The sequence below is a fragment of the Streptomyces sp. NPDC020898 genome (assembly GCF_044333925.1).
Classification (GTDB): Bacteria; Actinomycetota; Actinomycetes; order Streptomycetales; family Streptomycetaceae; genus Streptomyces.
This window is the reverse complement of record NZ_JBIRRV010000008.1, coordinates 226445-250973: the sequence shown is the minus strand read 5'-3', so window position 1 is coordinate 250973 and position 24529 is coordinate 226445. Positions and strand designations below refer to the sequence as shown.

17 protein-coding genes are annotated in these 24529 nt (G+C 70.5%); 6 read left to right on the top strand and 11 right to left on the bottom strand.

Features of this window, described 5'->3' with window-relative positions:
* The first annotated feature begins 83 nt into the window (after window positions 1-83).
* Window positions 84-1046 carry a hypothetical protein gene (locus ACH4TV_RS26015; protein WP_398402036.1) on the top strand — a complete coding sequence of 321 codons (963 nt, stop codon included), beginning with the start codon at window positions 84-86 and terminating at the stop codon, window positions 1044-1046.
* An 8-nt stretch (window positions 1047-1054) separates the two neighbouring features.
* Here ACH4TV_RS26015 and ACH4TV_RS26010 read toward each other — a convergent pair whose 3' ends face one another.
* From ACH4TV_RS26010 to ACH4TV_RS25985, 6 genes are all read right to left on the bottom strand, one after another.
* Window positions 1055-2692, bottom strand: a complete 1638-nt coding sequence (locus tag ACH4TV_RS26010) for a serine/threonine-protein kinase (protein WP_398402034.1) — start codon at window positions 2690-2692, stop codon at window positions 1055-1057.
* Window positions 2693-2746: 54 nt separating this feature from the next.
* The gene (locus ACH4TV_RS26005) at window positions 2747-4351 is read right to left on the bottom strand and encodes a serine/threonine-protein kinase (RefSeq protein ID WP_398402031.1); all 1605 of its coding nucleotides are present in this window, start codon (window positions 4349-4351) and stop codon (window positions 2747-2749) included.
* 109 nt (window positions 4352-4460) lie between these two features.
* Entirely contained in the window at window positions 4461-6137 is a 1677-nt protein-coding gene (locus tag ACH4TV_RS26000; RefSeq protein ID WP_398402342.1) for a protein kinase, read from the bottom strand.
* Window positions 6138-6324: 187 nt separating this feature from the next.
* Window positions 6325-9057 carry a protein kinase gene (locus ACH4TV_RS25995; protein WP_398402029.1) on the bottom strand — a complete coding sequence of 911 codons (2733 nt, stop codon included), beginning with the start codon at window positions 9055-9057 and terminating at the stop codon, window positions 6325-6327.
* 152 nt (window positions 9058-9209) lie between these two features.
* The gene (locus ACH4TV_RS25990) at window positions 9210-11525 is read right to left on the bottom strand and encodes a serine/threonine-protein kinase (protein ID WP_398402340.1); all 2316 of its coding nucleotides are present in this window, start codon (window positions 11523-11525) and stop codon (window positions 9210-9212) included.
* 334 nt (window positions 11526-11859) lie between these two features.
* Window positions 11860-13566: a glycerol-3-phosphate dehydrogenase/oxidase gene (locus tag ACH4TV_RS25985; RefSeq protein ID WP_398402027.1), complete on the bottom strand. Its 1707-nt coding sequence runs from the start codon at window positions 13564-13566 to the stop codon at window positions 11860-11862.
* A 295-nt stretch (window positions 13567-13861) separates the two neighbouring features.
* On the opposite strand from ACH4TV_RS25985, the gene ACH4TV_RS25980 reads away from it, so the two are divergent.
* Window positions 13862-15070 carry a nucleotide sugar dehydrogenase gene (locus ACH4TV_RS25980; RefSeq protein ID WP_398402025.1) on the top strand — a complete coding sequence of 403 codons (1209 nt, stop codon included), beginning with the start codon at window positions 13862-13864 and terminating at the stop codon, window positions 15068-15070.
* Window positions 15071-15790: 720 nt separating this feature from the next.
* Here ACH4TV_RS25980 and ACH4TV_RS25975 read toward each other — a convergent pair.
* From ACH4TV_RS25975 to ACH4TV_RS25960, 4 genes are all read right to left on the bottom strand, one after another.
* Window positions 15791-16915 carry a GuaB3 family IMP dehydrogenase-related protein gene (locus ACH4TV_RS25975; protein ID WP_398402023.1) on the bottom strand — a complete coding sequence of 375 codons (1125 nt, stop codon included), beginning with the start codon at window positions 16913-16915 and terminating at the stop codon, window positions 15791-15793.
* A gap of 116 nt (window positions 16916-17031) precedes the next feature.
* Window positions 17032-18534 (bottom strand): IMP dehydrogenase, encoded by a 1503-nt coding sequence (gene guaB / locus ACH4TV_RS25970; RefSeq protein ID WP_398402021.1) that lies wholly within the window; start codon window positions 18532-18534, stop codon window positions 17032-17034.
* Between the two features lie 186 nt (window positions 18535-18720).
* The gene (locus ACH4TV_RS25965) at window positions 18721-19308 is read right to left on the bottom strand and encodes a sigma-70 family RNA polymerase sigma factor (protein ID WP_398402019.1); all 588 of its coding nucleotides are present in this window, start codon (window positions 19306-19308) and stop codon (window positions 18721-18723) included.
* A 371-nt stretch (window positions 19309-19679) separates the two neighbouring features.
* Entirely contained in the window at window positions 19680-20291 is a 612-nt protein-coding gene (locus ACH4TV_RS25960) for a response regulator transcription factor (RefSeq protein ID WP_003948568.1), read from the bottom strand.
* 403 nt (window positions 20292-20694) lie between these two features.
* Between ACH4TV_RS25960 and ACH4TV_RS25955 the strand changes: the two genes are divergently transcribed.
* Window positions 20695-21024 (top strand): WhiB family transcriptional regulator, encoded by a 330-nt coding sequence (locus tag ACH4TV_RS25955; protein WP_398402017.1) that lies wholly within the window; start codon window positions 20695-20697, stop codon window positions 21022-21024.
* A 79-nt stretch (window positions 21025-21103) separates the two neighbouring features.
* On the opposite strand, the gene ACH4TV_RS25950 is transcribed toward ACH4TV_RS25955, so the two are convergent.
* The gene (locus tag ACH4TV_RS25950; protein ID WP_398402015.1) at window positions 21104-22003 is read right to left on the bottom strand and encodes a LysR family transcriptional regulator; all 900 of its coding nucleotides are present in this window, start codon (window positions 22001-22003) and stop codon (window positions 21104-21106) included.
* 131 nt (window positions 22004-22134) lie between these two features.
* On the opposite strand from ACH4TV_RS25950, the gene ACH4TV_RS25945 reads away from it, so the two are divergent.
* The 3 genes from ACH4TV_RS25945 (at window position 22135) to ACH4TV_RS25935 (ending at window position 24493) form a co-directional block, all read left to right on the top strand.
* Window positions 22135-22797 carry an MOSC domain-containing protein gene (locus ACH4TV_RS25945; protein ID WP_398402338.1) on the top strand — a complete coding sequence of 221 codons (663 nt, stop codon included), beginning with the start codon at window positions 22135-22137 and terminating at the stop codon, window positions 22795-22797.
* A gap of 121 nt (window positions 22798-22918) precedes the next feature.
* Window positions 22919-23692, top strand: coding sequence for an SDR family NAD(P)-dependent oxidoreductase (locus tag ACH4TV_RS25940; protein WP_398402013.1), 774 nt, complete (start codon window positions 22919-22921; stop codon window positions 23690-23692).
* 93 nt (window positions 23693-23785) lie between these two features.
* Entirely contained in the window at window positions 23786-24493 is a 708-nt protein-coding gene (locus ACH4TV_RS25935; protein WP_398402011.1) for an ester cyclase, read from the top strand.
* The last annotated feature ends 36 nt before the right edge of the window (window positions 24494-24529 follow it).

Sequence of the window (24529 nt, the reverse complement as noted above, 5' to 3'; positions counted from 1 at the left end):
CTTCACGTGCCAGTCGGCACGCCTACCCGATTGCGGCGCGCGCATTCATAGTTCGCACTTCGCACTTTTTGGAGAACGTGACGATGACGGTGCCCCTCAACGCGGCCAGAGAGATCGAGATACGGCACCACGTCTCACGGGCCGAACTGCGCGGCACCCGGGTGCTGTTGGCCGGGCACGCCTATCTGCGCCAGGTGGAGACCGACGACGTCACCACCGAACTCGTCCTGCGCGAGCGGGAGTCCGGGACGGAGTACCGGCTGCCCGTCACGCACACCGTGTCCCCGGGTATCGGCGCCGACGAGGACGAGGGCCGGTACTCGTACGAGAAGGCCGGGTTCGAGGCGGCCGTCGACATCGACACCGCCGCCGACGGCTCGCCCCTCGACGACGGGCTGTGGGACATCTCCCTCGCGGTGGGCGCCCAGGGGCTGGCGCGCGAGGTGCGCATCGGCAGCAGCCGGGCCGGACGGCTGTCCGGCCGCCCCGACGTGCGGATCACGGAGACGGTACGCGGCCGGCGCGCCGTCACCCTCTACACCACCGTCCCGTACGGCAACTACACGATCGACCTCGGCGAGCGGAAGCACCCGGTACTGAAGCGGCTCACGTTCGGGGGCATCCGCTGGCACGCCGGCCGGCCCACCGAGCTGCTGGTCACCGGCCGCTGCACGCTCGGCGCCTGCCCGCGCGGGGCGCTGGCCGTGCACCTGAGCAGCACGGAGGGTGCGACGGCGGTCTTTTTGGCCGTACGGCCCCCGCACGGCCAACAGTTCACCGTCAGCGTGCCCGTGGCCAAGCTGGAGCCGGGGGTATGGAGCGGCGAACTACGGCTCGGGGAGCGGGTGTTGCCCCTGCCGCCACTGCCGAAGGGGCTGGCCGCGACCAAGTGGTGGTGCCGCAGCGGACTTTGGTACGCGAAGCCGGTCTCCCGTCCCGGCGGCGGGTTCGCCCTGCGGGTGGGAAGAACCGGGAAGGCCGGCCTCCTCAAGGCGGGCCTCGGACGTCTCCCCGGTATCCGGACCGGTATCCAGGGCGATAGCTAGGGCGGTAGCTAGGGCCTGTCGATGTCCAGGTTCTTGATCGCCGCCTTCGCCACTTCACGGCCGCGTTCCGTGAAATCGCCCTTGCCCGGGTAACTGATCGTCAGCTTGTACATGTCCCCGGCGGAGTTCTTGTAGTAGAAGATCTCCAGCTCGCGGGGGCGCCGGTTCGGGCTGTCGGTGGTCTCGTAGGCGATCGTGTTGCGGGCCGCCTGCTTCCCCTTGTACTTCGTCACCTCGGGGGCGGTGTCGGGCCCCACGGGCATCGACAGTTCGTAGCTGCCGCTGTTCTTGAACTCCTCGTTGTCGGCGTACATTTCGGCCGCCGCGGAGTTCTTGATCTGGTTCGAGGTGTCCTGCGCCTTCTTCGTGAGGGTCAGGCCGACCCAGATACCGCCGCTCCAGTCGGCGTACGTGACCCAGTTCTTGTCCGTGTCCTGCGCGCCCGGTCTGCGTGCCTGGTAGTCCACGGGGACGGCCAGCGTCACGCCCAGCTTCGGGTGCGCCCGCTTCTTCCAGCCGTCCGGCAGCGGCCCCGCGAACGGATCGGCGATCACCAGGTACGCCGTCACCGCAGCGGCGACGACCAGCGCGCCGAGCGCGAACAGGGCTCTGCGGCCGACCTGGACGCCCTTTCTCGGCGCGGCCCGGTCGACTGCTGCGACCTGCGTCGGTGCCGGGGGCGCCGGGCGGGCGGCCTCCTCCAGGAGGGGGCGCAGACGGGCGGCGTCCGGGCGGCGGGAGGGGTCCTTGTCGAGGAGCCCGTTGACAGCCTCGGCGAGCGGGCCCGGTGCCGAAGCGGGCGCGGCGGGCGTGGAGTTGAGGACCGACTGGAGGGTGGCCGGTGTGTTGCTGCGGCGGAACGGTGAGACGCCCTCCGTGGCCGCGTACAGCACGACGCCCAGGGACCACAGGTCGCTCGCGGGGCCGGGGCGCTGGCCCAACACCCGTTCGGGCGCTATGTATTCGGGCGATCCGACGAAGCCGCCGGTGTCCGTGAGGCTCGTCTCGCCCTCGATCTGGGCGATACCGAAGTCGGTGAGGACGACCCGGCCGTGCCGGCCGAGCAGGACGTTGTCGGGCTTCACGTCCCGGTGCAGGATGCCCGCCGCGTGCGCGGCCTCCAGCGCGCCGAGGACTTCGAGGCCGATGCGGGCCGCCTCGCGCGCCCCGAGGGTGCCCTCCTGGAGCGCGTCGCCCAGGGAGCGCCCCTGGACCAGCTCCATCACGATCCACGGCCGGCCGTCCACGACGGCCACGTCATGCACGGTCACCACGGACGGGTGGTCGAGCCGGGCGGCGGCTCGTGCCTCGCGGCGCATCCGCTCGAAGGCGTTCTCACGTTCCCGTTCGGGAAGATGGTCCGGGACGCGCGGCTCCTTGACGGCGACCTCGCGGTCCACGGTCTCGTCCTTGGCCCGCCACACGGTACCCATGCCACCGTGTCCGAGCTTGCCGAGCAGACGGTAACGACCGGCTATGAGGCGGCCGGTGCCGTGGTCCGTCGGCGCGTCCACCGCTGCCACCACCTGGGTGGGCGCGGCGTACGGGTTCCCTGGGTGCGGGACGGCGACCGGCGGACGTGGCGGTTGCAGACCGAAACTCGTGGGCTCGTCAGGACCGTAAGGGGCTCCCCCGTTGCTGCTCATGGGTCCATCCATACCGCGACCCGACGTGCTTCAGCCACCTCCAGCGCTTTCCGGTCACACACCCGTGACGAACGTGTTCACGGCGACATCGAAGTACTCCTTCGCCTCCCGCACCTTGCCGACGGGCGCCGACACCCACACGTCGTACATCCGCCCGCCCTCCTCCCAGCACAGGTCGTACGTGTGCCGCGGACCCTCGGCCGCGCTGAACCCGTCCCAGGTGAACTCCCAGAGCGCGGCGGCCTGTTGGGCCTGCGTGGTCTCGGTGACCCGTCCGTCGCGGTAACCGGGGTTCGAGGAGGGCCCGTTGGCGTCCGCCCGCTTCATCACCCCGAGCGGGCCGCCCGGTTCGGGGTCGACGACCCTGATCCCGAGCCGGAAGACCGCCCCCGGCGACTGGTAGAAGACCCGCTCCCCCTGCTCGGCCCGCGTGAACTCCTCCGGAACGGCGAGCGAGAAACCACGCGGATCCTGAGCGAGGCGATAGCCGGACGGAACCGTCCGGGAAGGAGGGACGGGTGAAGCGCTGGGCGAAGGCAGGGTCGTACGGGGACTGGACGACACCGTCGCCGTCCCCGACACGGTCGCCGTGTGCTTCGGCTCCTCACCCCCGGGGCCGTCCGAGTTCATCAGCAGCGCCGCCGCGGACACCCCCGCCCCGGCCATCGCCGCGACCAGCACCGCGGCGACGAGCACGGCCCGCCCGGACGGCCGCGCCGGCTGGTCCCCCGTACGAGGAGAAGGGGTACGAGAGGTAGGCCCCGACTCCCGGCCGTGTGTCTCGTTGCGCTGGGTCGGCGTGTAGCCGGCCGACAGCTTGGGCGTACGTCCGGTCGCCCGGAACGTCCGCAGCATCCGTTCCGCCTCCGCCGCGTCGAGGCGCCGCTCGGGATCGCGCTCAAGCAGCCCCCGTACGACGGGCAGGAGCGGCGCGGCCTGCGCCGGTGGCCGTACCTCGTCGATCACCACGGCGTGCAGGATGCCGCCCAACGAGTCGCGGCGGAACGGCGATTCGCCGCTCAGGGCCGTGCAGAGCAGCGCGCCGAGCGACCACAGGTCGGACTCCGGTCCGGTCCTGACCCCGGACATCCGCTCGGGCGCGGTGTACTCGGGCGAGCCGACGAAGGAACCGCTCTCGGTGAGCGTGGTCGCGCCCGCGACCTGGGCGATACCGAAGTCGGTGAGCACGATCCGGTCGGTGCCGTCCTCCAGGAGTACGTTCGCGGGCTTGATGTCCCGGTGCAGGACACCGGCGGCATGGGCCGTGCCCAGCGCGCCGAGCAGGGCGATGCCGATCCGGGCGGCCTCCTCGGCGTCGACGGGGCCGCGCCCGGAGACCCGGTCGGCGAGCGAGCTGCCGTCGATCAACTCCATGACGATGTAAGGGCGTTCGTCGTCCTCGACGACATCGTGGACGACGATGATGTGCGGGTGGCTCAACTGGGCGACCGCGCGCGCCTCGCGCAGGGTGCGGTCGCGCCGCAGCCGGGCCTCGTCCGTCGAGAGGGAGGTGTCCTGCGTCAGCTCCTTGACCGCGACCCGCCGTTCGAGCAGCAGGTCGGTCGCCCGCCAGACGACACCCATGCCGCCCCGGCCGATCCTCGCCTCCAGGCGGTACCGCCCGGCGATCACGCGGAAGCTGTCCCCCTCGGTCCCCATGAGCCTCATCATGCCGCAACGGAGGGCGGGGCTCCGGGGCCGCGAGCAGCGGATGACCGACAACCGCCCTACCAGGGCGTGCGGCTTGCGGAGAGTTGGGGGGGCGTTGTCAGCCGGAGTTCGGGCGCCATCCGCGCAGGATCGCCGTGAACTGCTCGCGCGCGGTCGCCCAGTCGGCCGCCGGAGCGGACATGTAGATCAGGTACTCGGCGCCGTCCCGGCCGAGATACGCCTGCTCGATGGCCCGCCGCGGCCCCGGGAACTCCGAGTCCTTCGCCAGCGCCGTCCAGGTGAAGTCCCAGAGCGCACCCTTGCGGTCACGGTAGACGTTCGGCTCCAGGCTCACCCGCCGGTATTCGCTGAGCCTCTTGAGCTGCTGCTCCAGGTCGAGCAGGTGGAGGTAGGGGTCGGCGAAGTCCGGGGACCTGTCGACGGCGATACGGACGAAGCGCTCGCCGCCGTCGGGTGTGTAGTCGATCTGCTGGCCCTCGACCTGCCTGGTCCACCCCTTGGGCAGGGAGAGGCTGAAACCGGCCGGATCGTCGACGACCACCCAGTCCTCCGGCAGCGGGGAGGGCTGCCCACCGGCGTCGTCCAACGCGGAGGCCGAGGCGGAAGGAGTGACCGAGGGGGTGGCGGACGGAGTGGCCGAGGGAGCGCCGGAGGGGGCGGTACCGGCCTCCGTCGAAGCCGGGTCCCACTTGTGCAGCGCGACGGCCCCGGCCCCGCCGACGAGCACGACCAGAGCGGCGACGAGGGCGATCGTCCACCCCCGGCGGCGCGGACCGGCCGGGGCAGCCGGGCTCACGGCCCCCGGCGACGGCGTGGCGCCGCCGCTGTCGGGCGTACCGGAGGGGACATCCGCCGACGGCGGCGAGGCGAATATACGGAAGGTCCCGACGTCCCCGACCGCAGGTGCCATCGCCGACCCCACATGAAGCGTCGGCACGTACTCCTGTGCCGCGCGGGGCCGCCGTCCCTCCGCCGCCTCCGCGAGCATCTCCTCGGCCTCGGCCGCCGAGGGCCGTACGGCGGGATCCTTGAGGAGGAGGGCCGTGATGACGGGCGCCAGTACACCGGCGTACCGCGGCTCGGCGGGCTCGTCCTCGACGACGGCCTGCATCGTGGTCAGCGGGGAGGTGCGTCGGAACGGGGATCTGCCCTCGACGGCCGTGTACAGCGTGGCGCCGAGCGCCCACAGGTCGGAGGACGGCCCCGGGTCCTCGCCGCGCAGCCGTTCCGGGGCGAGGTAGTCGACCGAGCCGACGATCTCTCCCGTACGGGTGATGGCGGTGTCCCCGTCGACCTGGGCGATGCCGAAGTCGGTGAGCAGGACGCGGCCGTCCGGGGAGAGGAGGACGTTGCCGGGTTTGACGTCCCGGTGCAGTACACCGGCGGCGTGCGCGGCGCGCAGTGCGCGCAGCACCCACAGCCCGACCCTGGCGGCCTCGCGCGGCTCGACGCGGCCGGCGTCCTTGACCTCGTCGGCAAGCGAGTTGCCCTCGACGAGTTCCATCACGATCCACGGCCGGCCGTCGTGTTCGAGTACGTCGTGCAGGGTGACGACAGCGGGGTGGTTGATCCGCGCCGCAGCGCGCGCCTCGGCCCGGGTACGGGCGAGCAGGATGGCCTGGTCGCTCTCGGACACGTACAGCGCGGCCGTCAACTCCTTGATGGCGACAGCACGGTGCAACAGCTCATCGTGCGCACGCCACACCCGGCCCATGCCACCGCTGCCGATGACGTCCACGAGCCGGTAGCGGCCCGCGAGAAGCAGGCCGTGCATCTGATTCACGTCTCCCCGCAATGCTCTTGACAGGGGCAAGACTAAATACCGCCCCCGGCGGAGGGAACCGCAGAGCCTCTACAGAGACAGCCCTGTGACCGTTCTGCCCGCCCGGTCTGCCCCCGAGGTCATCCGATGACCCGTCCGGTCAGCCGAGGACCTGTCCGGCCGGCGGTGAACGGTCCCGTCAGCCGGTGAACTGATAGGTCGCCGCCGCCTGTTCGTACAGCCGGGTCACCTCGTCCCGCTCGGCCTCCGGGCCACGCATCTGGACCACGTGATAGCGCCCGTCGACAACGATCGCGAGATTGCGTACGAACACTTCACTGCCGGAGCTGTTCTGCCAGGTGAACTGCCCCTCGGCCATGGTCCGTCCGCCCACCTCGACAGTCCGCATCCCGCTGGACGTGGCCCAGGTCGAGTCGCGGAACGGCTGCAACTCGTACTCCCGCTCCCGCTGGTACGCCATCGGATCGGAGCCGTACTCCTGCGTGGTGTCCCGGCCCGGTACGACGATGAGCTCGAACGCGCCGTGCGAGTACACGACTTGGCCGCGACCGTTCTTGGCCGCCCGGTCCCAGCCGTTGGCCACGGCGACGCGGAAGCCCGCCGGGTCGGCGCGCACGGTGAAGCCGGCGGCGGCATCGGGCCCGGTGGTCGTCTGTGTACCGGACGAACCGTCCGACGGAGCCGGGCTGTTGCCCGCTCCGCTGTCGGGCGAGGTCTGCTCGGGCCGCGGCTCGCTGCTCGCGTCCGGATTGTCGGCCGACTGCTCCGGCGCCGGACTGACCTCCCCGGCGGAGCCCGTCCGCTCGCCGCCTTCCGGGCTGCTGCCGGCCTTCGGCATGAAGTACATGGCGTACGCGATCGCCGCGGCCAGTGCCAGCAGTATCAGGAGGAGCAGATTGCGGCCCAGCTTGCGCGGCGCCGACTGTTCCTGCCTGGCCCGCTTGTGCCGGCCGTGCGGACCGGTCGCGGGCAGGCCTGCCCGGCGCCTTCGCACCAGCTCGCCCCGGCGCCGCACGATCGGCAGCCGGCGCGGATCGGTGGGCGGCGCCGCTATGACGTGCGCACCGGCCTCCGGCTCCGGCGCCGACCGGACGAGGGAGCGCAGCCAGCCGCTCAGTTCCTCGAAGTCGAGCCGCTCGGTGGGGTCCTGGCGCAGCAGCGACTCCACGACGGGCCGCAGCGGCCCGCACTCCTCCGCGAAGGCGGGCGGCTCGGCACACACCAGCTGCACCAGTTCGGCCGTCGACTCCTCCGGGTAGGGCGCATGCCCCTGTACGGCCCTGAAGAGCAGCGCGCCCAACGCCCACAGGTCGGTCGAGGGCCCGATGGGCGGCGCCAGCTGCCAGTTCTCGTGCACGGGCCCGGCCTGCTCCGGCGCCCAACGCTCGGTCACCGCCCCGACGACAGCCATCCGCGCCTGCCGCGCCCGCTCGGCGGCCAGCGCGGTGGCGGGCCCACGCCGGGGAGCACCCGCGGCGACCACGTCGTCCCAGCGGCCCGGAGGATGCGCGGGGACGCGGTCGGCGGGCTGAGGCTGGTCCTGGGGGCCGGGCTGAGGCTGAAGGTGCGGATGGGAGCGCGAGTGCGGGTACGGGACGCTGTCGGCGACACCGTTCGTCGCGGCGCCGTTCCCTCCGGCGGGCAGGGCCGTACGTCCTGTCCCGGCAAGCCCTGTCGCGGGCGCGGGAGTAGCGGCGGGAACAGCGCCGGCTCCGGTACGAGGCGCCGCCCCGTGCCAGGAAGCGGGCGCACTCACGCCGTACGGGTCGGCGATCTGCCCCGGAGGCGAACCGGCCGGGGCACGCTCCACCCCGGAGTCACCGCCGGCCTCGATCGAAGGCCGGGCACCGGGCAGCGCGGCGCGCCCGCCCTGCTCGGCCTCCTGAACCCGGGCCGCGGCCCGAGCACCCGCCCGATACGCGGCGATCGCTCCGGCCCGCGCCGCCCTGATGTCCCCACCGGTCTCCAACGCCCGCCGCTCGCCCCCGGCGGAGCCTCCGCCACTCCCCTCGGGGCCTGCCCCGGGCGCCCCTTCGGTGGCACGCGCCTCGATGGCGGCACGCCGAGCAGCCTCAGGATCCGCTCCGGAAACCCCGTACCCCCCGGAGTACCCGGCCCCGACGGGCAAGCCCTGCCGATCCTGTACGTCCTGTACGCCCTGCCCACCCGACAAACGGGCCGGCTGCCCGTACCCACCGCTCTTCACGGCCCCCGGCCCCTCCCGGAGAGACCCGGAACCGGGACCAGGACCTGGACCTGGACCTGCACCGGGGCCAGAAGCTGGACCGGGGCCGGGCACCGGGTCGTACCCGCACAGCGCCTCTTCCGCCGCCCCGGCCGCGAGCCCGGTGAGCATCACGCGCCCGTCGTCGCAGACCAGCACCGTGCGCTCGGTGATGTTGCGGTGCACCCAGCCGTGGGCGTGCAGCACGCGCAGTGCCATGAGGACATCGGCGGCGACCTCGGCCGCGCGGTACGGCGTCAGCGGTTTCTCGGCGAGCAGCGACGCCAGCGACCTGGCCGACACCAGTTCACTCACTATCCAGAGCGAGCCGCCCTCGGCGAACACGTCGAAGACCTGGTCGAGCCGTGGGTGATCAGGAATGGACGCGGCGGCCTGCGCGGCCTCGATCGCACGCCGTACGGCCGGCTCGCTGGGCCGGCGCGTGGCCGTGGACCGCGCGTCAGCCCCTCGCGCCCGACGCCCGTCCCGCGCCACGAACCCGTCCGGCAGCCCGTCCGCGTCGAGCACCTCGGCCTCGACGACCTCGGGCAACGGCACCTGCCTGACCAGGACTTCCTGCCCGCTGTAGGTGTCGAAGGCCCGGATCTCGGTGAGTTCGAACTCATCGGACGGCGGCAGCGGCAGGCGGTAGCGATCGGCGAGTACCCGTCCCGCATATTCGTCCACGATGCCTCCCCCGGCCGCCCGGCTGCTCAATTCCGTTCGCGTTACGTCCCGTTCTGGATGCGTACGGTCCGCAAGCACTCACGATACGTGCCAGAGGCAACCCGCAAAGAGGGGATCCGAGATCTCACGGCCTCAACTCGGATCCGCGCACATCACGATTTCGGCTCGAACGTCTCCGTCAGCGTCCGCCAGGTCTCCTCGCGCAGCCCACTGTCCCAATTCGACGCCTTCGCCGTGTACATGAGGGCGTACCCGAGTTGACCGCCGACGACGAACCCCCGGTCCACCGACCGGTACTTGGTCCCGCCCTCTGTGTAGGTGAACTCCCAGTCGGCCGCGTTCCAGCCCCGGTAGTTCACCTTCTCTATTCGGATCCTGTCGTACTGCGAGCGCGTCATGTACTGCTCTTGGTTCTTCCAGTCCGCCACAGGATCATCCTTGGGCGTAGTGGTCCACCCGACGAGCAACTTCTGCCCGTCGGGCCCCGCGAACCGGGCCCCAGCGGCCCCCGTGGACTCGTACTTCCACCCGGCGGGCAGTCCGATGGAGAACCCCTGCCCATTCGTATACGTCGACACACCCGCGGACCCACCGGATCCGCTACCGGCCTCACCGGACGCCCTGGCGCTCGTGCTCGCGCTGGGCGAGTTCCCCGAGGCCGCGCCGCCGGCACCCGCACCGGCACCCGCCTCCGCGGAGGTATCAGCGCTCTCCGCGCCGTCCGTACGCGTGCCGCTGCCCTCATCCTCCTTGGTGTCGGCGGAGGCGGAGGAAGTCACCTTGGCCCCACCGCCCTTCGCCCCGCTGGCGGAACCGTCGGGAGAATCGTCGCCGCCGAGCGTCAGGGCCAGCACCACACCGAGCACGATGACCGCGAAGACCACCGCAATGATCACCAGCGTCCGCTTCGGCACCACATCGGTGATCGGCGCCCTGGGCACCGGCCGAGGCGGCAGATCCGGCGGCGGTACGACAGGCCACCCCGAACTCCGCCCCCCGGTACCCGCGTTACTCCCCTGAGCCTTACTGTCGCGGGCCCCGGGAACCACGGCCCCCTGAGCAACACCCCCGGCCCGCTTCCCGGACTCACCCGCACCACTGCTCTTCGCAGCCTCGCCCGCCACACTCCCGGAGGCGACACTTGCAGAAGCCACACCACTGCCAGAGGCCACGCCGCTGCCGGAAGCCACACCGGTGCCAGAGGCCACAGCCCCAGCCCCGGCCGCTCCACCGGCCCCGGAAGAAGAACCACCGACGCCGCCGGACCCACCAGTCCCGGAAGAAGAACCACTGGCTCCACCGGACCCGCCGGCGCCCGAATCCCCGCCGGACCCACTAGCCGCGCCGGTCCCCGAATTCCCAGAAGTCCCCGAAAGCTTCGTACGAGCAACCCCCGCCCCGGCCCCCGCCGCAACGGCCGCCTTCTTCACGGAACGGAAGGCCCCACGGAACCGCTCGCCGGCCTCCTCGCCCCGCTTGCCACCGGAGCCCGAGTCGGCCGAACTCCCGCTCCCCGCACCCTTGCTCGCGCCCTTGCCCGTGCCCTGGTCGGGGATGATCGGCAGCGGCACGACCTTCGTGGCGTCCATCGGCTCCGGCTCGGCCTCCTTGGGCTCGGGCGCATGGATCACCGCGTTGAGCATCGCGCGCGCACCGGCGTCGTCGAGACGCTTGGCGGGATCCTTGGTGAGCAGCCCGTAGATCACGTCCTTCAGCGGCCCCGCGTTCTTCGGCTCCTCCAACTGCTCCGTCATCACGGCGGTCAGCGTCGCGATCGCGGAACCCTTGTCGTACGGCGGCACACCCTCGACCGACGCGTACAGCAGACCGCCGAGCGACCAGAGGTCGGCTGCCGGACCGGGCTTGTGGCCTCGGGCCCGCTCCGGCGAGATGTAGGAGGGCGCGCCGACGAGCATGCCGGTCGAGGTGATCGACGGGTCGCCCTCGACCTGCGCGATACCGAAGTCGGTGAGCACGACCCGGCCGTCGTCGGAGATCAGCACGTTCGACGGCTTCACGTCGCGGTGCAGGATGCCCTCGCGGTGCGCGGACCTGAGCACGTCGAGAATCGCGAGGCCCACCTCCGCCGCCCGCTGAGGCTCCAGCAGCCCGTCCTCACGGATGGCCTCGGCGAGCGACTTGCCCTCGACGAGCTCCATGACGATCCACGGCCGGTCGTCCTCCTCGACCACGTCGAAGACGGTCACGGCGCTGTTGTTGCGGATCCGCGCGATCGCCTTCGCCTCGCGCAGCGTCCGCGTGATCAGCCGCCGCTTCTCCTCCTCGTCGATGCTCCCCGGGAACCGCAGCTCCTTGACGGCGACCGTCCGGCCCAGGGTCTCGTCCTCCGCGCGCCACACGGTGCCCATGCCGCCGCGGCCGAGGACTCCTCCCAGCCGGTACCGCCCGGCGAGGAGACGTTCGCTCTTGTCCTGACGGGGTGCACCCGCCCGCTCCGCCTCCGACATGCGTCCCCTCATACAACCCGCCCTGACAAGGCCTCCATTGTCCCTTACCCGACAAGCGGCCGACGCCCAGGGTGCCCCTGGGGACGGACCGCGGCCTGTGGGAGGGGGGATCACATGAACCCCGCCTTCCCCCGTCCCGCACGAAGTGAGGACACGGACGCGATCACGGAGCCCGCCCTCGAACCGGCCCTACTCCCCGCCGAGTTCCACCCCGCACCCCGTAGAACGGACGGGTTCCGGGCAAAGATCCCAGCTCACGACACCCGTTCGAGTGACGTTCAGGAATTCGAGGGGAGCCTCGGGGAGGCCTGGGAGACGTCAGAACGGTGCGCCGTCAGAGCGGTGCGATGTCCGGCGCTCCCAGCCGCGCCGCGTCCGCCGTCAGGTCGTCGGGCTGGCGCTGCGACTCGCGCTCCGCCTCCACCCGCTTCTCGTAGTGCTCGACCTCCCGCTCGATCTGGTCCTTGTCCCAGCCGAGGACGGGCGCCATCAACTCCGCCGCCTCACGGGCACTGCGCGTCCCCCGGTCGAACGTCTCGATCGAGATCCGGGTCCGCCGCGTCAGCACGTCGTCCAGATGCCGCGCGCCCTCGTGGGAGGCCGCGTACACGACCTCCGCCCGCAGATAGTCCTCCGCCGCCGACAACGGCTCACCGAGCGACGAGTCCGCGGCGATCAGGTCGAGGACCTCCTGCGCCAGTGAGCCGTACCGGTTCAACAGGTGTTCCACGCGCACCACATGGAGTCCGGTACGCGCGGCCGTCCGCGCCCGCGCGTTCCACAGCGCGCGATAGCCCTCCGCCCCCAGCAGTGGCACGTCCTCGGTCACGCACTCGGCGACGCGCTGGTCGAGCCCGTGCACCGCCTCGTCCACCGCGTCCTTCGCCATCACCCGGTACGTCGTGTACTTGCCGCCCGCCACGACCACGAGCCCCGGCACCGGATGCGCCACGGTGTGCTCGCGCGACAGCTTGCTGGTGGCGTCCGACTCACCGGCGAGCAGCGGACGCAGGCCCGCGTACACCCCCTGGACGTCGTCCCTCGTCAGCGGCACCGCGAGCACCGAGTTCACGTGCTCCAGCAGGTAGTCGATGTCCGCGCTGGACGCCGCCGGGTGGGCCTTGTCGAGGTCCCAGTCGGTGTCCGTGGTCCCGATGATCCAGTGCCGGCCCCACGGGATCACGAACAGCACGGACTTCTCGGTGCGCAGGATCAGCCCGGTCGTCGAGTGGATCCGGTCCTTGGGCACGACCAGATGGATGCCCTTGGACGCCCGGACGTGGAACTGCCCGCGCTCGCCGACCATCGCCTGGGTGTCGTCCGTCCACACCCCCGTGGCGTTGACGATCTGCCGGGCGCGGATCTCGTACTCCCCGCCCGCCTCCACGTCCTGCACCCGGGCGCCGACCACCCGCTCCCCCTCGCGCAGAAACCCGGTCACCCGCGCGCGGTTGGCGACTTTCGCACCGTACGCCGCCGCCGTACGCACCAGGGTGGCCACATAGCGGGCGTCGTCCATCTGCGCGTCGTAGTACTGCAACGCTCCGACCAGCGAGTCCTTCTTCAAGGCAGGCGCGACCCGCAGGGCGTGACGGCGGCTCAGGTGCCGGTGGGTCGGCAGGCCCCGCCCGTGTCCGCGGGCCATCGACATGGCGTCGTAGAGCGCGACGCCCGACCCGGCGTACAGCCGCTCCCAGCCCTTGTTCTGCAGCGGATACAGGAAGGGCACCGGCTTCACCAGATGCGGAGCGAGCCGCTCCAGCAACAGTCCGCGTTCCTTCAACGCCTCCCGTACGAGGGCGAAGTCGAGCATCTCCAGATAGCGCAGACCGCCGTGGATGAGCTTGCTGGACCTGCTCGACGTGCCCGACGCCCAGTCACGGGCCTCCACCAGCCCCGTGGACAGGCCCCGGGTGACGGCGTCGAGCGCGGTGCCCGCGCCGACCACGCCGGCGCCCACGACCAGTACGTCCAGCTCACGCTCGGCCATGGATGCCAGTGACTCGGCGCGCTGCGCCGGTCCCAGTGCCGCTGTCCTCATCGCTGCCTCCCGCTGTCGGTCGTGCCGGCCACGTCCGTACGACCGGCTGACTGTGTCCCGCCGTACGGCTGCGCCTGCCCGAATCCCCTGCCCGAATTCTGACCGGGTTGCCCGACTTCGGCCACCACCCGTCCTCAGCCTGTGGACAACCCACACAGAAACACCTGGGGAAACTCGCCCACCCAATCACGCATATCGGTCATATTTACTCCTAGTCTGACATTGCGCTCGCCCGTCTTGTCCACAGGGCTTGCGCACCTGTCCCGCTTCGGCTATTGGGAAGGACGGCCCACGCATGCCCGCAGACCTCGCCGTCATCGGACTCGGACATCTGGGCCTGCCGCTGGCCCAGGCCGCCGTCGCCGCCGGCATCCCCACCCTCGGGTACAAGACCGGCCCCGAGGCCGGTTCCCTCACCGCCGCCGAACTGCGCCGGATGCTCTCGCGCGGCTTCCGGACGGCAGCCGGCCCCGCCGAACTCGGCCGCGTACGCACCGCCGTCATCTGCGCCCCCACACCGCGCGGCGCCGACGGAACCCTGGACCTGAGCCAGGTGGAGGCAGCCGCGCGCACCCTGGCAGCCCGCCTCCGCCCGCACACCACAGTCATCCTGGAATCACCGGTCCAGCCGGGCACAACGGAAGAATTCCTGCGCCCCCTCCTCGAAGAGGGCTCCGGTCTCAAGGCGGGCCGCGACTTCCACCTCGCCTACTCCCCCAGCCGCGTCGACCCCGGCAACCGCGACTTCACCCCCGCCAACACCCCCAAGGTCATCGGCGGCCTCACTCCCGCCTGCACCGAGTCGGCCGCCGCCTTCTACAGCCGGCTCACCGACAAGGTGGTACGTGCGCGTGGCCCCCGGGAAGCGGAAACAGTCCAACTCCTGGAGACCAACTTCCGGCACGTCAACATCGCCCTCGTCAACGAGATGGCCGTCCTCTGCAACGACCTGGGCGTCGACCTCTGGGACGTCATCCGCTGCGCGGAGACCAAACCGTTCGGCTTCCAGGCCTTCCGCCCCGGCCCGGGAGTCGGCGGCCACGCGACCCCCCAGGACCTCCACAACCACTCCGGCCGCACGCTGCGCATGGTGGAACTGGCCCAGCAGGTCAACAACCACATGCCCCAGTACGTCATCCAGCGCGCGGCCACCCTCCTGAACGAGCACGGCAAATCGGCCCGAGGCGCCCGCGTCCTCCTCCTGGGCGTCACCTACAAACCCGACCTCGCCGACCAACAGGGCTCCCCCGCCCAGGAGATCGCCATCCGCCTGATGGAACTGGGCGCCTCCGTCAGCTACCACGACCCCCACGTCCCGTCCTGGAGCGTCCTGGACCGCCCCCTCCCCCGCGCGGACTCCTTCTACGAGGCGGCAGCCGACGCCGACCTGACGATCCTCCTCCAGCAACACCGCACGTACGACCTCCAGGGGTTGTCCGTGAAGGCCCAGCTGCTGCTGGACACGCGGGGGGCTACGCCTACGGGAGCGGCGCATCGGTTGTGAAGGGGGGCGCGTGCGGGTGGCTGCGCCTCCGGGGCTGGTGGCGCGGGGGGCGCTTGCGTCGGTAGCGTAGGAAGTGGAAGCCATCGCAGGGGCTAAGCGTTTTGCTGCGGCGGACTTCTGAACGGGTTACAGGTGTCCGCCCCTATCTCTTGTAGGGGCGGCCGCTCACCGTCCGTAAATCCACAAGATGCACCTCCTCCGGCGCCGGGCCGCTCATCAGTGGATCCGGTACCGTACAAAAAGGTGGAGCCCACCGCAGCGGGAACTGCGGCGGGCTCCTGAAAAGTGAACGGAGTGTCCACCCCTAGCTCTCGTGGGGGTGGCCGCTCACTTTCCGTATGTCCACAAGATGCACCTCCTCCGGAACTTGACCGCCCGAAGACGGATCCGGTCCCAGCGGGTGGGCTTGCGGTGGCGACCCATGGGCGCCCCCTTCCGCGACGCCGCCCATAGACCCGGTAGGCGGTTTGCTGGAACTCGGGCCGGGCCCCGACGGGCGGGGGTCCGGAACCATGTCCTGGAAGGGGGCGCTCCAGAGATCTGGGGCGCCGACACACACGCTAGCGGCCACCACTTCCCTGACCAGCCCATATCTGCCCCGAACACAACCGCGCGCCCACATCCCGCACCACGCGCCCCCACTCCGGACAGCCAAAAGGGGGCCGGTCACCTGCCAAGGTGACCGGCCCCCTTTTCGGGTCCCGAATTGCGTCCTACGGACTACCGCTGATGCACCGAGTCCGCCACCGCGACCTCGACGCGCTGGAACTCCTTGAGGTCGCTGTAGCCGGTGGTGGCCATGGCGCGGCGCAGGGCGCCGAAGAAGTTCATCGAGCCGTCGGGGATGTGCGAGGGGCCCATGAGGACCTCCTCGACCGTGCCGACCGTGCCGAGGTCGACCTTCTTGCCGCGCGGCAGCTCCTCGTTGACGGCCTCCATGCCCCAGTGGTTGCCCTTGCCGGGCGCGTCCGTGGCGCGGGCCAGCGGGGAGCCCATCATCACGGCGTCGGCGCCGCAGGCGATCGCCTTGGGGAGGTCGCCGGACCAGCCGACGCCGCCGTCCGCGATCACGTGTACGTACCGGCCGCCGGACTCGTCCATGTAGTCCCGGCGGGCGGCGGCCACATCGGCGACCGCGGTGGCCATCGGGACGCGGATGCCCAGCACGTTGCGCGTGGTGTGCGCGGCGCCGCCGCCGAAGCCGACCAGCACGCCGGCCGCGCCGGTGCGCATCAGGTGCAGGGCCGCGGTGTACGTGGCGCAGCCGCCGACGATCACCGGGACGTCCAGCTCGTAGATGAACTGCTTCAGGTTCAGCGGTTCGGCGGCGCCGGAGACGTGCTCCGCGGAGACCGTCGTACCGCGGATGACGAAGATGTCCACGCCCGCGTCGACGACGGCCTTGGAGAACTGGGCCGTGCGCTGCGGGGAGAGCGCCGCGGCAGTGACCACGCCCGAGTCGCGCACCTCCTTGATGCGCGCGCCGATCAGCTCTTCCTTGATGGGAGCCGCGTAGATCTCCTGGAGGCGGCGCGTCGCGGTGTCCGCGTCCAGCTCGGCGATCTCGTCGAGCAGCGGCTGCGGGTCCTCGTAGCGCGTCCAGAGGCCTTCGAGGTTCAGGACGCCGAGGCCGCCCAGCTCGCCGATGCGGATCGCGGTGGCCGGGGAGACGACCGAGTCCATCGGGGCTGCCAGGAAGGGCAGCTCGAAACGGTAGGCGTCGATCTGCCAGGCGATCGAGACCTCCTTCGGGTCGCGCGTACGACGGCTCGGGACGACGGCGATGTCGTCGAAGGCGTACGCCCTGCGGCCGCGCTTGCCGCGCCCGATCTCGATCTCAGTCACGTGTGTGGCCTTTCCCTCTTCGGTTCTGCGCCTCCCAGTATCCCCGACGGGTACGACAAGGGCGGTCCCGGAGTACCTCCGGGACCGCCCCTCGCACGTCCGGTTACCGCTGGCGCTTACTTGCGGCTGTAGTTGGGCGCTTCGACCGTCATCTGGATGTCGTGCGGGTGGCTCTCCTTGAGGCCCGCGGACGTGATGCGCACGAAGCGGCCCTTGGACTCCATCTCACCGACGGTGGCGGCACCGACATAGCCCATCGTCTGGCGCAGGCCGCCCACGAGCTGGTGCAGCACGTTGGCCAGCGGACCGCGGTAGGGCACCTGGCCCTCGATGCCCTCGGGGACGAGCTTGTCGTCGGAGCCGACGTCGGCCTGGAAGTAGCGGTCCTTGGAGTACGACTTCGCCTGGCCGCGCGACTGCATGGCGCCCAGCGAGCCCATGCCGCGGTACGACTTGAACTGCTTGCCGTTGATGAACATCAGCTCGCCGGGCGACTCCTCACAACCGGCGAGAAGGCTGCCCAGCATGACCGAGTCGGCGCCGGCGGCGAGCGCCTTGCCGATGTCGCCGGAGTACTGCAGGCCACCGTCGCCGATCACCGGGATACCGGCGGCGCGGGCCGCGAGTGCTGCCTCGTAGATGGCGGTTACCTGCGGTACACCGATGCCGGCGACTACGCGGGTGGTGCAGATGGAGCCGGGGCCGACGCCCACCTTGATGCCGTCGACGCCCGCGTCGATCAGCGCCTGGGCGCCGTCACGCGTGGCCACGTTGCCGCCGATCACGTCGACGTGGACGTTCGACTTGATCTTCGACATCCAGCTCAGGGCGTTGCTGTTGTGCCCGTGAGAGGTGTCGACGACCAGGAAGTCCACGCCCGCCGCGGCGAGCGCCTGGGCGCGTTCCAGCGCCTCGGGGCTGGCACCGACGGCCGCGCCGACCAGCAGGCGGCCCTCGGAGTCCTTGGCGGCACCCGGGTACTTCTCGGCCTTGACGAAGTCCTTGACCGTGATGAGGCCCTTGAGGAGACCGGAGTCGTCGACCAGGGGAAGCTTCTCGATCTTGTGGCGGCGCAGCAGTTCCATGGCGTCGGTGCCGGAGATGCCGACTTTGCCGGTGACCAGGGGCATCGGCGTCATGACCTCACGGACCTGACGCGAGCGGTCGGTCTCGAAGGCCATGTCGCGGTTGGTGACGATGCCGAGCAGCTTGCCGTTGCCGTCCGTCACCGGGACACCGCTGATGCGGAACTTGGCACACAGCGCGTCGGCCTCGCCCAGCGTCGCGTCCGGGTTCACGGTGATCGGGTCGGTGACCATGCCGGACTCGGAGCGCTTCACGAGGTCGACCTGGTTGACCTGGTCCTCGATGGAGAGGTTGCGGTGCAGCACGCCGACGCCGCCCTGCCGGGCCATGGCGATCGCCATGCGCGACTCGGTCACCTTGTCCATCGCCGCGGAGAGCAGCGGGATGTTGACCCGGACGTTGCGGGAGATGCGGGACGAGGTGTCGACCGCGTTGGGGAGCACCTCGGATGCGCCCGGCAGCAGCAGCACGTCGTCGTAGGTCAGCCCGAGTGTCGCGAACTTGGCGGGCACTCCGTCGACGTTGGCAGTCATGACACCTTCCCCAAATGGCCTTGATCGGTGCGGATGTCCATGCTAACGGGAAGCACGGGTCCCAAATTCCACGGTGCACGGTGCCCCGAGGCTTCGTACGTTCGTACGGAATCGAAGCTTCGTACGGAGTCGACGTCTCGACCGTTCAGACGGCAGCCGGGAACGGGGTCCTCGCGGAACGGGCCCCTACTGCTCGGCCAGCGCCCGCAAGCGGTTGAGCGCGCGATGCTGGGCCACGCGGACCGCTCCGGGTGACATTCCCAACATCTGACCCGTCTCCTCCGCCGTGAGGCCCACCGCGATGCGCAGCAGGAGCAGTTCGCGCTGGTTCTCGGGGAGGTTGGCCAGAAGCTTCTTGGCCCATTCGGCGTCGCTGCTCAGGAGCGCGCGCTCTTCGGGGCCCAGTGAGTCGTCGGGGCGTTCCGGCATCTCGTCCGAGGGGACCGCCGTCGAACCGGGGTGGCGCATCGCGGCGCGCTGGAGGTCGGCGACCTTGTGCGCGGCGATCGCGAAGACGAACGCCTCGAACGGGCGTCCGGTGTCGCGGTAGCGCGGCAGGGCGAGGAGGACGGCGACGCAGACCTCCTGCGCCAGGTCCTCGACAAAGTGCCGCGCGTCGCCCGGCAGTCGGGACAGCCGGGTGCGGCAGTAGCGCAGGGCGAGGGGGTGGACATGGGCGAGCAGGTCGTGCGTGGCCTGCTCGTCCCCGTCGACGGCGCGGTGGACGAGCGCACCAATCACCCCATGGGCATAAGCCGCCTCGTCGTCGCGCATCGGACCATGGTGCCTTGGCGCCGCTCTGTCCGTGGCACCGCGTCCGTTGTTGTGCACCGAAGCGTTATGAGCAGGTGCGCCGGAACTCATATCCTGCGCCCTCCCCTTCCGCTCGACCGACTCGTCCCCGAGGAACTCCACACCTCAAGGATGCGGCATCCGCGGCGAAACGAGCAGCGGGCACCCGGCGGGCCGTTTTGCGGCCCCCACCCACCTTGCGGTAGGCGGGGACTTCCGCACCCGAGGTTCGCCTTGCGACGTCCGCGCCGCTCATCCCTGCTGACCTGCTTGTTCGCTCGGGATCCGAGAGCCGTCGGCGGCAGCCGCCGACCTCGGAATCCCCGGGAGAACACCGTCCCCGCCGAGGTCCACTAACGGACCAGACCCCACCGGAAACCGAGCGCCACCGCATGTGCGCGGTCCGAGGCGCCGAGCTTCTTGAACAGACGCCTGGCATGCGTCTTCACCGTGTCCTCGGAGAGGAACAGTTCACGTCCGATCTCCGCGTTCGACCGGCCGTGGCTCATGCCTTCCAGGACCTGGATCTCGCGCGCGGTGAGCGTGGGCGCGGCGCCCATCTCGGCCGAGCGCAGCCGGCGCGGTGCGAGCCGCCAGGTCGGGTCGGCCAGCGCCTGTGTCACCGTGGCCCGCAGTTCGGCACGCGAGGCGTCCTTGTGCAGATAGCCGCGGGCACCGGCGGCGACGGCGAGCGCCACGCCGTCCAGGTCCTCGGCGACGGTGAGCATGATGATGCGTGCTCCGGGGTCCGCGGACAACAGCCGCCGGACCGTCTCGACGCCGCCCAGACCGGGCATGCGTACGTCCATCAGAATCAGGTCCGAACGGTCGGCACCCCAGCGGCGGAGGACTTCCTCGCCGTTGGCCGCCGTGGTCACGCGCTCGACACCGGGCACGGTCGCGACCGCACGGCGGAGCGCCTCTCGGGCAAGCGGGGAGTCGTCGCAGACGAGGACGGATGTCATGGCCGCCCTCCGCAGCTGATGCGCGTCACCTTGAGCCTCCAGGCTGGTACTAATCGTCACCTGTGCGGTTGACGCTCGACCGATTTTTCCGGCAGTGGGTACTGCCGCCCGTCCGAGCGCTTGTTCCTCCAACCGCCTCCGCACTCTCAACGATGGTCACTCGAAAGAGTTACGGGGCTATGTGTCGTCTTCGGCACTCTACGTGAGGGCGTGGACACGGTGCAGACATGCACAACAGACCCTCAACGTTTCATCACAACCTATGCCCCATTTAGACTGTTTTCTTCCCTTTTGTTGGTGTCTGAGGCTAGATTCGCAATGAGTCATATTTTCATCTCCTTAGATCGTAGTTGTACGGTCAGGGGCACCAACTCAGCCCAGAACGGCAACAAGGGGACACGCAATGGCAGATTTCTCCCGCCTTCCCGGTCCGAACGCGGACCTCTGGGACTGGCAGCTCCTCGCGGCCTGCCGTGGGGTCGACAGCTCGCTCTTCTTCCATCCGGAAGGGGAGCGCGGTGCGGCACGGAGCGCTCGTGAGAACTCGGCCAAGGAGGTCTGCATGAGATGCCCGGTCCGCGCACAGTGCGCCGCGCACGCGCTGGCGGTGCGCGAGCCGTACGGCGTGTGGGGCGGACTGACCGAGGACGAGCGCGAAGAGCTCATGGGGCGGGCCCGCAACCGGCTGGTGTCGGCGTCGGCGAGTGGCGGAGATGTCGGTTCGAACACTTAAAGGAACGTTTCTGCAATACGGGCACGCACACGCGTGCCCGAATTTTTGATCTGAGCCCCGCCTGTCGCCCACGCCGGGCCTAGGTCCGGCCCGCCGCTCGCGCCAGCTGATCCAGCGTCGCCGCCACCGCGGGCACCTGAGCCAGGTCGGGCAGCGTCAGCGCGACGATCTCCCGCCGCACCGCCGGTTCCAGCGTCACCGTGCGCGCGCCTCGTGGCCGTACGGACTCGATGGCGAGCTGGGGCAGGACGGCCACGCCCAGGCCCGCGCTCACCAGGCCGACCACCGCGGGGTAGTCGTCGGTCGCGAAGTCGATGCGGGGGGTGAAGCCCGCGCTCTCGCAGGCCTCCACCAGCTGGCCCCGGCAGCGCGGACAGCCGGCGATCCACGGTTCGTCGGCGAGTTCGCCGAGGGCGACCGACTCCGCGCGGGACAGCCGGTGCCCTTCGGGTACGAGGCCGACGAGGCGGTCGGTCAGGAGGGGGCGGACGACCATGTCGTCCCACTCGCCGGCGCTCGCCGCACCCTCGTACCGGAAGGCGAGGGCCACGTCGCAGTCGCCCTCGCGCAGCAGTTCGACGGAGTGCGGGGGTTCGGCCTCCTCCAGGGAGACCCGGGTGCCGGGGTGGGCGGCGCGCAGGGCGGCGAGGGCCGTCGGGACGAGGGTGGAGCTGCCGCTGGGGAAGGAGACCAGCCGGACCCGCCCGGCCCGCAGGCCGGCGATCGCGGCGACCTCCTCCTCCGCCGCCGTGAGCCCGGAGAGGATGCTCGTCGCGTGTCGCACCAGGGCCTCGCCCGCCTGGGTCAGGCGCATCTCGCGCCCGCTGCGGATGAGCAGCGGGGTGCCGACCGAGGCTTCCAGTGCCTTCATCTGCTGGCTCACGGCGGGCTGGGTGCAGCCCAGTTCGCGGCCCGCCGCCGAGAAGGAGCCGGTGGCGGCCACGGCACGCAGGACACGGAGATGACGGGCTTCGATCATTTTTCGATCATAAGTGGTCCTTGGGGAGGATGGAGAATAATGCGGCGTGGCTTTGGGCAGGAGTGACCTAGCGTGTGGTCGTGGTCAAGGATGCGGGGACAAAAATGACGAGTACGGGGGCGAGTGCCGTGATGAAGGTGTTGTCCGTGAACGTGGGGCGTGCGCAGCCCGTGCCGTACACGGACCATCCGGAAGGGACCGGGATCGACAAACGGCCGACGGACGGGCCGGTGCGGGTGGCGGCGCCCGGGCCCAAGGGGATCGGCGGCAGCGGTCTGGCCGGAGACATGGTGTGCTCGAAGCAGCACCACGGCGGGGACGAGCAGGCGGTGTACGCGGTCGCGCGCGAGGATCTCGACGACTGGGAGCGCGAGTTGGGGCGCCCGCTGCGCGACGGGATGTTCGGCGAGAACCTCACCACGCGGGGTCTGGACGTGTCCGGCGCGCTGATCGGCGAGCGCTGGCGGATCGGGTCCGAGGTGGTCCTTGAGGTCACGAGCGGGCGGATTCCCTGTAGGACCTTCCAGGGCCATCTGGGTGAGAAACGATGGGTGAAACGGTTCACGGAGCGGGGTGCGCCGGGCGCCTATCTGCGGGTGATCGAGCCGGGTGAGATACGGGCGGGCGACGCGGTGGAGATCGCGCACCGGCCGGACCACGACATCACGGTCGCCCTGTACTTCCGGGCGCTGACGACCGAACGGACACTGATGCCACGGCTGCTCACGGCCGGTGAGTCACTGCATTCAGAGGCGGCCGAGGCGGTTCGCGAGTATGTGAAGAAGTACGGCTGAAGCGCGGGCGGGACACGGCTGCTGACAAGGCGTTACGCGCAGGGCCCGGGCGGCGGCTTCACGATCGGGAGGGAGCGTGCAGGGGGCGGACGGGCACAGCCCGGGTCACTAATCTTGCGCCATGACAACGGCTCTGATTACGGGATCGACCGCGGGAATCGGCGCCGCGTTCGCGCGGCGACTGGCGGCCGACGGCCACAACCTCGTCCTGGTGGCGCGCGACGCCGAGCGGCTCGGTGAGCAGGCGACGGAACTGCACGACCGGCACGGCATCGAGGCGGAGGTGCTGAGCGCCGACCTCGCGACGGACGCCGGCATCGAGGCGGTGGCCACCCGCCTCGGCGACCGCAAGAACCCCGTCGACCTGCTGGTGAACAACGCCGGCTTCGGCAACAAGGGCCGCTATCTCGACGTATCGATGGCGGACGAGCTGAGGATGCTCAAGGTGCACTGCGAGGCGGTGCTGCGGCTGACCAGTGCGGCGGCCGAGGCCATGCGGGAGCGGGGGCGCGGGGGTGTCGTCAATGTGGCGTCCGTCGCCGCCTTCGTGCCGCGCGGTACGTACGGGGCGTCGAAGGCCTGGGTCGTGCAGTTCACGCAGGGGGCGGCGAAGGACCTGGCGGGGAGCGGGGTGCGGCTGATGGCGCTGGCTCCCGGTTTCGTGCGTACGGAGTTTCACGAGCGGGCCGGGATGGGGACGGACAACATCCCCAACTGGATGTGGCTGGACGCGGACAAGCTGGTCGCGTCGGCGCTCGCCGACCTCGCCCGGGGCAAGTCCCTGTCGATCCCGGACCCGCGTTACAAGGCGCTGATGGGCGTGGTGAAGGTGACGCCCCGGGCGCTGCTGGGCGGGATCTCGTCGAAGACGGGGCGTAAGTACGGGCCGCGGTGACGCGTTTACGGGTCTGTGTGGAAGAGGTGTCGCCGCCGGTCCGGTGGGAGTATGGAGAGAGGTACCGGACCCAGGGGGGCCGGAGGCGGCGCCATGACATTCGTACAGTTGATCGACTGTAAGACCAGCCGGTTCGACGAGATGAACCAGCTGATGGACACCTGGGTCGAACAGACCAAGGGGAAGCGGACCGCGACGCACACGCTGATCGGCAAGGATCTCGCGGACTCGTCGCACTTCGTCGAGATCGTGGAGTTCCCGTCGTACGAGGAGGCGATGCGGAACTCGAACCTTCCGGAGACCGACAGGATCTTCCGGGAGATGGTTGCCCTGTGCGACGAGATGCCGACGTTCACAGATCTTGACGTCGTACGGGACGAGCAGTTGTGCGCGGACACCGCGCGGCGGTTCTTCGAGGTGATCGCCACCCGGGGTGAACTGCCCCCGCTCAACGACCTGTTCGTGGAGAACTACCACGACCACGATCCGTCCAACGAGCAGGACAACCTGGGGCTGGACGCGGCCCGGCGCGAGATGCAGATGTGGCGCGCTTCCTTCGACTTCGCGTTCACCGTCGAGGACCAGATCGCCCAGGGCGACAAGGTCTGCACCCGCTGGACGTGGAACGGGACCCAGCGGGGCGAGTTCCTGGGGATCCCCAACAGTGGGAAGAAAGCCTCGATGACCGGCTCGACCATCCACCGGTTCGACACGGACGGGAAGATCGTCGAGGGGTGGTGGCAGTACGACCGGCTGGGGCTGATGGACCAGTTGGGGGCGCTGGAGGGCCTGGAGCAGTAGCTGGATCTGAAGGACTTGGAGCAGTAGGGCGTACGG

Bases quoted from the DNA above. Each gene is read 5' to 3' on its own strand.
- ACH4TV_RS26015 (WP_398402036.1), top strand. From the start codon at position 84: ATGACGGTGCCCCTCAACGCGGCCAGAGAGATCGAGATACGGCACCAC.
- ACH4TV_RS26010 (WP_398402034.1), bottom strand. From the start codon at position 2,692: ATGAGCAGCAACGGGGGAGCCCCTTACGGTCCTGACGAGCCCACGAGT.
- ACH4TV_RS26005 (WP_398402031.1), bottom strand. From the start codon at position 4,351: ATGGGGACCGAGGGGGACAGCTTCCGCGTGATCGCCGGGCGGTACCGC.
- ACH4TV_RS26000 (WP_398402342.1), bottom strand. From the start codon at position 6,137: ATGCACGGCCTGCTTCTCGCGGGCCGCTACCGGCTCGTGGACGTCATC.
- ACH4TV_RS25990 (WP_398402340.1), bottom strand. From the start codon at position 11,525: ATGTCGGAGGCGGAGCGGGCGGGTGCACCCCGTCAGGACAAGAGCGAA.
- ACH4TV_RS25985 (WP_398402027.1), bottom strand. From the start codon at position 13,566: ATGAGGACAGCGGCACTGGGACCGGCGCAGCGCGCCGAGTCACTGGCA.
- ACH4TV_RS25980 (WP_398402025.1), top strand. From the start codon at position 13,862: ATGCCCGCAGACCTCGCCGTCATCGGACTCGGACATCTGGGCCTGCCG.
- guaB (WP_398402021.1), bottom strand. From the start codon at position 18,534: ATGACTGCCAACGTCGACGGAGTGCCCGCCAAGTTCGCGACACTCGGG.
- ACH4TV_RS25965 (WP_398402019.1), bottom strand. From the start codon at position 19,308: ATGCGCGACGACGAGGCGGCTTATGCCCATGGGGTGATTGGTGCGCTC.
- ACH4TV_RS25960 (WP_003948568.1), bottom strand. From the start codon at position 20,291: ATGACATCCGTCCTCGTCTGCGACGACTCCCCGCTTGCCCGAGAGGCG.
- ACH4TV_RS25955 (WP_398402017.1), top strand. From the start codon at position 20,695: ATGGCAGATTTCTCCCGCCTTCCCGGTCCGAACGCGGACCTCTGGGAC.
- ACH4TV_RS25950 (WP_398402015.1), bottom strand. From the start codon at position 22,003: ATGATCGAAGCCCGTCATCTCCGTGTCCTGCGTGCCGTGGCCGCCACC.
- ACH4TV_RS25945 (WP_398402338.1), top strand. From the start codon at position 22,135: ATGAAGGTGTTGTCCGTGAACGTGGGGCGTGCGCAGCCCGTGCCGTAC.
- ACH4TV_RS25940 (WP_398402013.1), top strand. From the start codon at position 22,919: ATGACAACGGCTCTGATTACGGGATCGACCGCGGGAATCGGCGCCGCG.
- ACH4TV_RS25935 (WP_398402011.1), top strand. From the start codon at position 23,786: ATGACATTCGTACAGTTGATCGACTGTAAGACCAGCCGGTTCGACGAG.